This is a genomic window from Micromonospora sp. NPDC048040, from assembly GCF_055587185.1.
Genome location: NZ_JBVJGT010000102.1, coordinates 1 through 11,101 on the forward strand (window position 1 = coordinate 1; position 11,101 = coordinate 11,101).

Here is an 11,101-nt window from a genome sequence, read left to right on the forward strand (position 1 = left end):
CCGACCCTGCGGCCGGTTCCTGCCCCGAGGTGATCTCGGTCGTCATCTGGCGTCTCTCCCTTGATCGGTCGATCAGCCGTTATTTGTACAGTCCCGAGTCGTCGCAACAGAGCTGGTCAGCGTGCTGTCGGGATAAGCCTAGCGAGGTGTTGGGCCGGTGTTGACCAGCCGAGGCACCGGCGTGGTCGGCTGTTGAGTTGCTCGGCGACCTGGGCGAGGTGTTCAGTGTTGTAGGCGCTGAGATCGGTGCCTTTCGGGAAGTACTGACGCAGCAGGCCGTTGAGGTTCTCGTTGGAGCCGCGTTGCCAAGGACTGCCGGGCTGGCAGAAGTAGACCGGGACTGCGGTAGCGGCGGTGAATTCGTGGTGGCGGCCCATCTCTCCACCCTGGTCCCAGGTCAGCGAGCGGGCGAGGTCGCGGGGCAGTGCGGCGAACGCGGTGATGAGCGCGTCGCGGACCTGGGCGGCGTTGTGACCGTCGGGCAGGTGAAGCAGCACGGCGTATCGGGTAGTGCGCTCGATGAGCGTGCCGATGGCGGACTTGTTGAACTTGCCTAGAACGAGGTCACCTTCCCAGTGGCCGGGCACGCTTCGGTCGGTGGCTTCGGCGGGACGCCGACTGATCGAGTGCCCAGGCTGGATGAAGTGGGTGGTGCGCTGGTCACCTCGCCGGCGGCGTTTGCGCCGGATCCGTCCGCTGCGCAGCGGACGCTTCGGTGCGGCGGTTAACAGCAGGTGATGCGGCGAGTAGAGGGCCTGGTAGATGGTCTCGGGACAGACCCGCATCGCGGGCTGATCCGGGAACGCGGAGGGCAGCACCTTGCTGATCTGCTCCGGGCTCCAGCGTTTGTGCAGGCAGTTCTGCACGAACGTGCGTAACCCCTCGTCGGTAGCCAGCTTTCCCGCCTTGGGCCGGGCACGGCGATCTCGAGCACGTTGCCCAGCGCGAAACGGGTGGTACTTGCCGGTCGCAGGGTCGCTGTTGCGTTGAATCTCGCGGCTGATCGTCGAAGGACTGCGACCCAGCTCGGCAGCGATCCCGCGGATGCTGCACCCTGCTGCCCGGCGATCGGCGATGCTGACCCGCTCATCCTCAGACAGGAACCGCTCAGAGATCCGCACGGACGCCATGATCGGCGCGTAGTGCCGTGAGCTGCCGTCGGGGTTCTTCACCATGCGGCCGTATCGCCAGCGGATGCCGGTGCCGCGGCCGACCCCCACGATCCTGCAGGCTTCCGTGTTGTTCATACCTTGCGCCATCAGACGCAGATAGTGATCACGCTTTTCGGTCAGCGGCAGCGAGCCGGGCAACCCCGGCGGACGACGTGATGCCAATGCAACTCCTGGGTACGGCAGGTGTTGCAACCACCCCTAGAAACCGCCCAATCACCACCGACCCCACACCGCCACCGCAGGCCGGCCGCCGATCACCAGGTTGACCAACCTCCCTGGGCAGTACAGCTAGATCGTCGAAGGACGCTCAATGGGATCGACCGCGCAGTGGAAGCTGCGGCAGCAGCCTCTGTTCGGTTACTCGGAGAGCGAGCGGGGGCTGGTCATGACCGCCTAACCGGCACGTCCAGCACGTCGTCCACAGCCCGGCGTGGGGTCGGCCAGCCCGGCTGGCCGTACCCGATGCGCATCACCATCTGCGGCGTGCCGAACCGCCCCAGCGACAGCCGCAACCGCTCCCGCGCGCTCGGCACCTCGATCGGCTGGGACAGCATCGACACCGCCAGCCCCGAATCCGTCGCGGCCAGCAGCACCCGCTGCAACGCCTGCCCGGCGACGACCTGGTCGACGGCGGTGTTGCCGGGCGAACCGAGCACCGCGACCAGCGGCTCCGGCTCGAAGTCCCGCCCCGGCGCCCGGTCCAGGCCGCCGAAGCCGCGGGAGGGCAGCAGGTCCTGCGGCTCGCCCAGCGGGCCGCCGGACGCGACCGGCACCCCGTCGGGGGCGGGGGTCGAGCGCACCCACTCCTGGCGTTCGGCCACGTACGCCGGGTCGCGTTCGAGGACCCGGTGGGCGCTGCGGGCGATCTCGGCGAACGCGTTGACGGCGCTGACCCCGATCAGCAGCTCCAGCCAGCAGTGCTCGGCGCGGGCCGCCTCGGCCAGCCGCCAGCGGGCGTCGGCGGGCACCGGGTCGGGCCAGAACGGCGCCCGGTTGCTGAACCGGCGGGGGATCGCCGCGTGCAGGGCCTGCTCGGCGGGGGTGGGGCGGCGCGGCACGTCCGGGACCAGCCGGGCCACCACGTCCGGCTCCGCCGGGTAGGGGCGCAGCCGTACGGTCGCCGGGGCGCCGGCCGCGGCGAGGGAGAGCCGCAGGTTGAACAGCGCCGCGCCGCAGGCGATCCGGACGCCCCAGCCGTTCGGGTCGGTGGCCGGCAGCCGCCGGGCCGGGTCGACCAGCACCTCGATGCCGCCGTCGCGCAGCCGGAACCGCCACGGCTGGGTGTTGTGCAGCGACGGTGCCCGTACGGCGTCGGTCGCGGCGGCCCGTAGCTGCTCGACGGTGAAGCCGGTGTCCATGATTGTGCTCCTTCCCGTGGCAGTTCGTGCCGTCCCCGTCCGGTACACCTCCACGGTGCGTCAGCGGGGTGGGGCGCGGGCAGGGCCGGACGTCCCGTCCCGCCGGGCCCGACCGGCCCCGTCCCAGGTCACGGGCCTTCGGCTCGACCGGCTCCGTCGCAGGTCAGGGGGCCTTCGGCCCGGCTGGCTCCGCCCACCTGCCCACGGGCGTCCCGGTGGAGTGGGGCCGGACGACGGCGTGGACGGGCCGGTTCGGGACCTTCGGCCCGTGCGGAACCCGGTGGGTACGGGGTAGAAACGAGGGATGATCCGCGTGTTCCTGCTCGACGACCACGAGGTCGTCCGTCGTGGCCTGGCCGACCTGCTGCAGAGCAGCGGTGACATCGAGGTGGTGGGCGAGTCCGGTCTGGCCCAGGAGGCGGCCCGCCGCATCCCGGCCCTGCGGCCGGACGTGGCGATCCTCGACGCGCGGCTGCCCGACGGCAACGGCATCGACGTGTGCCGGGACGTCCGGGCCGTGGACTCGTCGATCAAGGGCCTGATCCTCACCTCGTACGAGGACGACGAGGCGCTCTTCGCGGCGATCATGGCCGGCGCCGCCGGCTACGTGCTCAAGCAGATCCGCGGCACCGACCTGGTCGACGCCGTGCGCCGGGTGGCGGCCGGCCAGTCGCTGCTCGACCCGGCGATCACCACCCGCGTGCTGGAGCGCATCCGTAGCGGCGTCGAGCAGCCCCGCGAGCTGAAGTCGCTCACCGAGCAGGAGCGGCGGATCCTGGAGTACGTGGCCGAGGGCCTCACCAACCGGGAGATCGCCGGGAAGATGTTCCTGGCCGAGAAGACGGTGAAGAACTACGTCTCCAGCGTGCTGGCCAAGCTCGGCCTGGAGCGCCGCACCCAGGCCGCCGTCCTCGCCACCCGGCTCCTCGGCAAGACCCGCTGACCCGCCACCGACCGTCGCGCCCGTCGTCCTGCCCCGTCCCGTGGGGCAGCTCGACAGCGCGCGCGAGGAGCCCACACGAGCGGGCGCCGGGTCGCGGCGTCAGGCGGGCAGGGGGACGGACCAGTGGAGTTCGGTGCCGCGGGGCTCGGCCCGGCGTACCTCGAACTCGCCACCGTGTCGTTCGGCGCGCTCGCGCAGGTTGACCAGCCCGCCGCGCGCGGCGGCCGGGTCGCAGCCCACCCCGTCGTCGGCGACGGTCAGCGTCACCCTGCCGGCGTCGACGCGCACCGCCACGGTCACCCGGGTGGCCTGGGCGTGACGTACGGCGTTGGAGAGCGCCTCCCGCAGCACGGCGGTGACGTCGGGACGGACCTCGTCGGGGACGGCGCTGTCGATCGGCCCGGTCAGCTCCAGGCGGGGCCGGTAGCCGAGTGACTCGGCGGCCACCTCGACCGCCTCGCGGATCTCGGTGCGCAGCGCCGCGCTCATCGGGGTGCGCAGCTCGAAGATGGTGCGGCGGATGTCCTTGATGGTGGCGTCCAGGTCGTCGACCGCCGCGTTGATCCGCTTGGCCAGCTCCGGCCGGGTGGCCATCGGGGCGGCGCTCTGCAACTGCAGGCCCGTGGCGAAGAGCCGCTGGATGACCACGTCGTGCAGGTCCCGGGCGATCCGCTCGCGGTCCTCCAGGACCACCAGCAGCTCCCGTTCCTCCTGCCCGCGGGCCCGTTCCATGGCCAGCGCGGCCTGCCCCGCGAAGCTGCCCAACAGGGCCATGTCGTCGTCGGTGGCCACGGGCAACCGGTCGGGGCGGTGCGCGATCACCAGCACGCCGTGCAGGGTGTCGGCGGTGGCCAGCGGGGAGACCACCGCCGGCCCGGTGCTCAGCAACGCCGGCCAGGGCGCGGCGTGGGCCAGGTCCGCCACCTGGTCGTGCCGGCCCTCGGCGACGGCGGCGGCGAAGCTCGTCTCGGCCGCAGGCAGCACCGTGCCGACCAGCGCGCCGGCCTGCTCGTCCGCCCCGTCCACCACCTCGACGGTGAACTCCTCGGCGTCGGGGTCGTAGAGCAGGACCAGCGCCACCTCCGCCTCGGCGACCTCGCGGGCGCGTCGGGCCACCAGCGCCAGCGCGTCGGTGCGGCGCACCTCGCCCAGCAGCACGCCGGTGATCTCGGCGGTCGCGGCGAGCCAGCGCTCCCGCCGGTGGGCCAGCGCGTAGAGGCGGGCGTTCTCGATCGCCACGCCGGCCGCCGCGGCGAGCGCGACCACGATCTCCTCGTCGTCCTCGGTGAACTCCGCGCTGCCCTGCTTCTCGGCCAGGTAGAGGTTGCCGAAGACGTGGTCGCGGATGCGCACGGGCACGCCGAGGAAGCTGTGCATCGGCGGGTGGTGCGGCGGGAACCCGTAGGACTTCGGATGCTGGGTGATGTCGGGCATCCGCAGCGGGCGCGGATCGTCGATGAGCAGGCCGAGCACACCCCGCCCGTGGGGCAGGTCGCCGATCTTCGCGTGCAGCTCCGCGTCGATGCCGTGGGTGATGAAGTCGTGCAGCATCCGGTCCTGGCCGATCACGCCGAGCGCGCCGTAGCGGGCGCCGGCCAGCTCGCAGGCCGCCTCCACGATGCGTTGCAGGGTGCTGCGCAGATCCAGGTCGGTGCTGATGCCGACCACCGCGTCGAGCAGGGCCCGCAGCCGCTCCCGGCTGGTCACCACCTCGCCGACCCGGTCCAGCATCTCCTGGAGCAGCTCGTCGAGCCGGATCCGGGACAGCGGGCTCAGCCCCAGGGAGGGGGTCACGTGCGGTTCGTGCGGGGGGTTCGGTGCGCTGGCGGCCACCGGGCGATGGTATCTCCCGGTGGCCGTGGCCGACGGCGCGCGCTACGCGCCCCCGGAGCGGACCGCCGACGTGTCCACCACCTGCCGCACCTCGAGCCGCGGGGTGTGCGGCGGGCCGGCGTGCGCCGGGTCCGCGATCCCCAGCCGCAGCACGAGGTACGGGTAGCCGAGGCCGGCCAGCAGCCCACGCAGCGTCTGCCGGGTGCCCGCCACCTCCACCACGCCGCTCAGCGGCACCACCGACACCCCGAGCCGGGTGGCGGTCAGCCAGGCGGCCGAGAGCGCCTCGCCGGCGCGCAGCCAGCTGTCCGGCTCGTCCTCGTCGCCGTAGAGGAGCCCGTACACGGCGGCCCGGTCGTGCCCCGGACCGACCGGCAGGGTGCCGGGGCGGCCGAAGTCCCGGGCCGGCACGGTGGTCTGCGGCGCCTCCGCGGGCAGCACCTCCGGCGGCAGGCCGGTGCCGGAGCCGCCCCGGCTGGTCCAGTACTCCAACTCCTCGCGCAGCTGCGAGTCCTCCGCCTCGACCGTCGCGGCGTGGCTGGCGACGGCGGCCAGCTCCAGGATGTTGTCGCGGTCGAGGAACTGGAGCTGGCACCCCTCGGCGGCGACCGCCGCCGCGATCCGCCCCAGGGTGGCGGTCGGCACCGGCTCGTCGCTGACCGGGCGCCGGTCCGTGTGCCGGACCTGCATGCACTGCACCAGGCGCATGGCCTCCGGGTCGGCCTCCACGCGGGCCAGCCCGGTCAGCCGGGCGAGCAGATCAGGGGCGTCCGGGTCGGGCATCCGCTCCACCACGGCCGTCCAGCCCTCCGCGGCCAGCGCCACCCGCGCGTGGTGCAGCGCCGCCCCGCAGCTGTACGCCACCAGGCGGCCCTCCGGGTCCGTGGCGGTCAGCCGGGGATCCCGGACCACGCGCAGCTCCAACGCGTCCGGCAGCACCCGCCACCGCCACGGCTGGCTGTTGTGCACGGACGGGGCGTGCCCGGCCGTCGCGGCGGCCTCCGCGAGGGCGGTGGTCAGCGGGCGGTCCCTGGCCGGCGTTTCGTGGCTCATCGTCACGACCTTTCGTTTCTCCCCATCGTGCCCCAGCCCGACGCTGCCCGGGCCAGGTCCCCTCCTCTCACCGCTCGCGGACGACGGCCACCGGGCAGTGGGCGTGGTGGATGAGCTGCTGGCTGACCGAGCCGAGCAGCATCCCCGTCAGGCCGCCGCGGCCGCGGGTGCCGACCACCACCAGGGACGCGGTGCGGCTGGCGTCGACCAGCAGGGACGCCGGGCTGCCCGCTGTCACCGCCACGTCGACCTCCACGTCGGGGAAGGTCCGGCTCCAGCGGGCCAGCGGCTCGTCCAGCTCGGCCCGGTCGGCGGACGTCGCCTCCCACGCCTCGGGCCCCGACGGCGGGCGCTGGCCGGGCCCCGGGTGCCACGCCCGCAGCACGCGCAGCGGCAGCCCCCGGGCGGCCGCCTGCTCGTACGCGAAGCCGAGCGCCACCAGCGAGCACTCCGAGCCGTCCACGCCGACCACCACGGGCCCCGTCCGCCCGCCCGCGGCTGCCTCCTGGCGGACCACCACCACCGGGCAGTGCGCGTGGGCCGTGACCGCCACCGCCGTCGAGCCGACGAGCAGCCCGCCGAAACCGCCGTGCCCCCGTGTGCCCAGCACCAGCAGGCCGGCCCGGCTCGAACGCTCCTGGAGCACCACCGTGGGCGGCCCGTCGAACACCTCACCGGTGACGGTCAGTTCCGGGTGCGCGGCGACCGCGTCCGCCGCCGCCTTGCGTACCAGCTCCTCGACCTGCCGGCGGGCCGCCTCGTCCGGCCAGATGCCCGGGGCGATGCCGGGGCCGACCCAGCCGGCCACGGTGACCCACTCGAAGACGTACGCCAGCCGGACGGGGCGTCCGCTGCGGCCGGCCTCCTCCAGCGCCCACTCCAGCGCGACCGAGGCGTCGGAGGAGCCGTCGTAGCCGACCAGGATCTCGTTGCCGCTCATGCCTCACTCCTCAGACCGGCCTCCGTCTCGCGGACCCAGCGCCATTCTGCGACCCGAGGGTCGTCCTCGCCGTAGCGGCGGGTGTAATCCCGGCAGGACTGGCGCGCGTCGACCATGTCCTGCCGCAGGTGGGCGGCCCGGGCGGCCAGCCCCGGCACCCGGTCGATCACGTCGATGACCAGGTGGAAGCGGTCCAGGTCGTTGAGCATCACCATGTCGAACGGCGTGGTGGTGGTGCCCTCCTCCTTGTAGCCGCGCACGTGCAGGTTGTCGTGGTTGGTCCGGCGGTAGGTCAACCGGTGGATCAGCCACGGGTAGCCGTGGTAGGCGAAGATGACCTGCCTGTCCCGCGTGAAGATCGTGTCGAACTCCTTGTCCGACAGCCCGTGCGGGTGCTCCGTCGGGGGTTGCAGGCGCATCAGGTCGACCACGTTGACCACCCGCACCTTCAGCTCCGGCAGGTGCTTGTGCAGCAGGTCGGCGGCGGCCAGCGTCTCCAGCGTCGGCACGTCGCCGGCGCAGGCGAGCACGACGTCCGGCTCCTCGCCGCCGTCCGTGCTGGCCCAGTCCCAGATGCCGATGCCCCGCCGGCAGTGCATGACCGCCTCGTCCATCGACAGCCAGTTCGGCGCGGGCTGCTTGCCGGCCACCACCACGTTGATGTAGTGCCGGCTGCGCAGGCAGTGGTCCATCGTCGAGAGCAGGGTGTTCGCGTCCGGCGGCAGGTAGACCCGTACCACCTCGGCCTTCTTGTTCATCACATGGTCGATGAAGCCCGGGTCCTGGTGGGAGAAGCCGTTGTGGTCCTGCCGCCACACGTGGCTCGACAGCAGGTAGTTCAGCGACGCCACCGGCGTGCGCCACGGGATGCCCCGGGTCACCTTCAGCCACTTGGCGTGCTGGTTGACCATCGAGTCGACGATGTGGATGAACGCCTCGTAGCTGGTGAAGATGCCGTGCCGGCCGGTGAGCAGGTAGCCCTCCAGCCAGCCCTGGCACAGGTGCTCGGAGAGGACCTCCATCACCCGCCCGTCCGGCGAGAGGTGCTCGTCGCCGGGCACCGTCCCGGCCATCCACGCCCGGTCGGTGACCTCGAACGCCGCGCCCAGCCGGTTCGAGGCGACCTCGTCCGGGCCGAAGAGGCGGAACGTCTCCGGGTTGGCGGCGATCACGTCGCGTATCCACGGGCCCAGCACGCCCGTGGCCCCGGCCACGGTCTCGCCGGGCCGCTGCACGTCGATGGCGTAGTCGCGGAAGTCCGGCAGCCTCAGGTCGCGCAGTACCAGCCCGCCGTTGGTGACCGGGTTGGCGCTCATCCGCCGGTCGCCCGTCGGGGGCAGCTCGGCCAGCTCGGCCACCGGCGCGCCGGTCGCGTCGAAGAGTTCCTCCGGGCGGTAGCTGCGTAGCCAGCGCTCCAACTCGGCCAGGTGCTCCGGGTTCTTCCGTACCTCCGCCAGGGGCACCTGGTGCGCGCGGTAGGTGCCCTCCACCCGCTTGCCGTCGACGTCCCGCGGCCCGGTCCAGCCCTTCGGCGTACGCAGGACGATCATCGGCCAGCGGGGACGCTCGACGGTGCCCCCGGAGCGGGCCCGCCGCTGGATGTCGGCGATCTCGTCCAGCGCCCGGTCCAGCGTGGCGGCGAGCGTCTGGTGCACGGTCGCCGGGTCGTCACCGGCCACCACGTACGGCTGGTAGCCGAAGCCGCGCATCATGTCCAGCAGGTCGCCCTCGGGGATCCGGTCCAGCACGGTCGGGCCGGCGATCTTGTAGCCGTTGAGATGCAGGACGGGCAGCACCGCGCCGTCGCGGGCCGGGTTGAGGAACACGTTGGACAGCCAGCTCCCCGCGAGCGGGCCGGTCTCCGCCTCCCCGTCCCCGATGACGCAGGCGACCAGCAGGTCGGGGTTGTCGAACGCCGCGCCGTAGGCGTGGCTCAACGCGTACCCCAGCTCGCCGCCCTCGTGGATCGAACCCGGCACCTCCGCCGCCACGTGGCTCGGGACGCCGCCGGGGAAGGAGAACTGGCGGAACAGCCCGGCCATGCCGGCCTCGTCGCGGCCGATGTGGTGGTACCGCTCGCTCCAGGTGCCCTCCAGCCAGGTGTTCGCGACGATCGCCGGGCCGCCGTGGCCGGGCCCGGTCACGAACATGGCCCGCAGGTCACGGGCGACGATCACCCGGTTGAGGTGGGCGTAGAGCAGGTTCAGTCCGGGGCTGGTGCCCCAGTGGCCGAGCAGCCGCGGCTTGACGTGCTCGGGCGCCAGCGGCACGCGGAGCAGCGGATTGTCCAGCAGGTAGATCTGCCCGACGGTCAGGTAGTTCGCCGCCCGCCAGTAGGCGTCCAGCCGGCGCAGCTCGTCTCGGGTCAGGGGGCTGTGCAGGTCGAGAGCGGTGTCCATACTGCATGAGCCTCTCGCGGATAGGGGAATCCTGCATCCTCGGAGCGCGGATTCGTCCGGGCCGGTCCCAGCTTCGCCGGTCGGCGTCGATGTGGATCAGGGCCGTTGGTCCCGCGCCGGGCGGGCGTTACGCCCCGTCCACCGGCCCCCCCGTCAGGCCGCGCACCACGATCACCGGCGCGGGGGAGTGGTAGAGCAACGCCTGGCTCACCGCGCCGAGCATGCCCCGCCACGGCTCGTCGCCCCGGGCGGCGACCAGCGCCACCTGCGCCGAGCGGGACTGATCGACCAGGACGGTACCGGGGTCGCCGCGGATCGTGTGGCACTCCGCCGGCACCGACGGGAACCGGCGCGCGTACCGCGCCACCAACTCGACGAGCAGGCCGGGGTCCTCCGTGCCCTTCTCCGGCTCGACGACCCGGACGGCCAGCAGTCGCGACTCCCGCCGGGCCGCGCACTCGAACGCCCACTCCAGCGCGCCCCGGGAACTGGCGGAGCCGTCCACCCCGACCAGCACCGGCCCCTGCGGCGGCGGATCCCGGCGGGCGACCAGCACCGGGCATCCGGCCCGGGCGGCGAGCTGCACCGCCGGTACGTCGGCCGGCACGCAGTCGCCGCAGGCCGCCATGCCGGCGTCTCCGATGGCGAGCAGGAACGCCGACTCCGACCGGCGGACCAGGGTGGCGACGACGGCACCTTCGACGATCTCGCCGCTGACCGGCAGCGCCGGGTCGACCTCGGCGGCGATCTCGGCGGCCCTGGAGATCAGATTCTCGGCCTCGGCGCGCGGCCCCGCGATCGACGGGGCCTCCAGCGCGGCCGTCCAGTTGAACGCGTGCAGCAGGCACAGCGGGCGGCCGTGCGCGGCGGCTTCCTGCGCGGCCAGCCTGACCACCGGCAGGTTGCGCTCCGAGCCGAGCCCGACCAGCACGGCCGCCTCGGTGGCTGCGGCCATCCGGCATCACCTCCGCAGGCGTCGCGCCCGGCCCTGTCGTCGAGGCTAGTACCGGTGGTGGGGCCGCGGGGTGTGATCGGCGGTTGCTCTGCGTCGTGGCTCGCCGGCTTGGTGGCGTTGTGGCTCGCTGTGCGGTCGTGGTGGGGGTGTGGGTTGCTCTGCGGTCGTGGTGGGGGTGTTGGGTTGCGGTGCGTGGTGGTGGGGGTGTTGGGTTGCGGTGCGTGGTGGTGGGGGTGTGGCCCGCCGTGCCCGGCTCCGGGCGGTCAGGCTTGATCCCTGCGCCGGGCACGGCGGGCCACACCCCGTCGGTGGTCGCGCGCCGTCCGTGCCTGGATGTCCGTTATCCGGCAAATGGGCCGTCGGGAGGCCCGTCGGGAGGCGACGGCGATGCGTAGGCGAGGGCTGCAACGAGATCCTCAACGTCACCAGGCCGGACGTCGTCCGGTGT

Annotated in this window: 8 protein-coding genes; 1 reads left to right on the top strand and 7 read right to left on the bottom strand. The window is 73.2% G+C overall.

Features of this window, described 5'->3' with window-relative positions:
* Positions 1–116 precede the first annotated feature (116 nt).
* Positions 117–1,247 (bottom strand): IS30 family transposase, encoded by a 1,131-nt coding sequence (locus ACZ6O2_RS35730; RefSeq protein ID WP_466026105.1) that lies wholly within the window; start codon positions 1,245–1,247, stop codon positions 117–119.
* 308 nt (positions 1,248–1,555) lie between these two features.
* Complete coding sequence (locus ACZ6O2_RS35735; RefSeq protein ID WP_466026101.1) at positions 1,556–2,530, bottom strand: Acg family FMN-binding oxidoreductase; 975 nt, start codon at positions 2,528–2,530, stop codon at positions 1,556–1,558.
* 304 nt (positions 2,531–2,834) lie between these two features.
* On the opposite strand from ACZ6O2_RS35735, the gene ACZ6O2_RS35740 reads away from it, so the two are divergent.
* Complete coding sequence (locus ACZ6O2_RS35740) at positions 2,835–3,473, top strand: response regulator transcription factor (protein WP_350711705.1); 639 nt, start codon at positions 2,835–2,837, stop codon at positions 3,471–3,473.
* Between the two features lie 99 nt (positions 3,474–3,572).
* Here the strand turns inward: ACZ6O2_RS35740 and ACZ6O2_RS35745 are convergent, their stop codons facing one another.
* From ACZ6O2_RS35745 to ACZ6O2_RS35765, 5 genes are all read right to left on the bottom strand, one after another.
* A complete protein-coding gene (locus ACZ6O2_RS35745; protein WP_466026106.1) occupies positions 3,573–5,249 on the bottom strand; it encodes a sensor histidine kinase in 1,677 nt (558 codons plus the stop codon).
* 99 nt (positions 5,250–5,348) lie between these two features.
* Positions 5,349–6,359 carry an Acg family FMN-binding oxidoreductase gene (locus tag ACZ6O2_RS35750; protein ID WP_350711707.1) on the bottom strand — a complete coding sequence of 337 codons (1,011 nt, stop codon included), beginning with the start codon at positions 6,357–6,359 and terminating at the stop codon, positions 5,349–5,351.
* Positions 6,360–6,426: 67 nt separating this feature from the next.
* Entirely contained in the window at positions 6,427–7,299 is an 873-nt protein-coding gene (locus tag ACZ6O2_RS35755) for a universal stress protein (RefSeq protein WP_466026102.1), read from the bottom strand.
* Complete coding sequence (locus ACZ6O2_RS35760; protein ID WP_466026103.1) at positions 7,296–9,698, bottom strand: phosphoketolase family protein; 2,403 nt, start codon at positions 9,696–9,698, stop codon at positions 7,296–7,298. The genes ACZ6O2_RS35755 and ACZ6O2_RS35760 overlap by 4 nt, the downstream gene beginning before the upstream one ends.
* A 127-nt stretch (positions 9,699–9,825) precedes the next feature.
* Positions 9,826–10,653 carry a universal stress protein gene (locus ACZ6O2_RS35765; RefSeq protein ID WP_466026104.1) on the bottom strand — a complete coding sequence of 276 codons (828 nt, stop codon included), beginning with the start codon at positions 10,651–10,653 and terminating at the stop codon, positions 9,826–9,828.
* Positions 10,654–11,101 lie beyond the last annotated feature (448 nt).

Coding starts and splice junctions, on each gene's coding strand:
- ACZ6O2_RS35730 (WP_466026105.1), bottom strand. CDS start 1,247: ATGAACAACACGGAAGCCTGCAGGATCGTGGGGGTCGGCCGCGGCACC.
- ACZ6O2_RS35740 (WP_350711705.1), top strand. CDS start 2,835: ATGATCCGCGTGTTCCTGCTCGACGACCACGAGGTCGTCCGTCGTGGC.
- ACZ6O2_RS35735 (WP_466026101.1), bottom strand. CDS start 2,530: ATGGACACCGGCTTCACCGTCGAGCAGCTACGGGCCGCCGCGACCGAC.
- ACZ6O2_RS35760 (WP_466026103.1), bottom strand. CDS start 9,698: ATGGACACCGCTCTCGACCTGCACAGCCCCCTGACCCGAGACGAGCTG.
- ACZ6O2_RS35765 (WP_466026104.1), bottom strand. CDS start 10,653: ATGGCCGCAGCCACCGAGGCGGCCGTGCTGGTCGGGCTCGGCTCGGAG.
- ACZ6O2_RS35755 (WP_466026102.1), bottom strand. CDS start 7,299: ATGAGCGGCAACGAGATCCTGGTCGGCTACGACGGCTCCTCCGACGCC.
- ACZ6O2_RS35750 (WP_350711707.1), bottom strand. CDS start 6,359: ATGAGCCACGAAACGCCGGCCAGGGACCGCCCGCTGACCACCGCCCTC.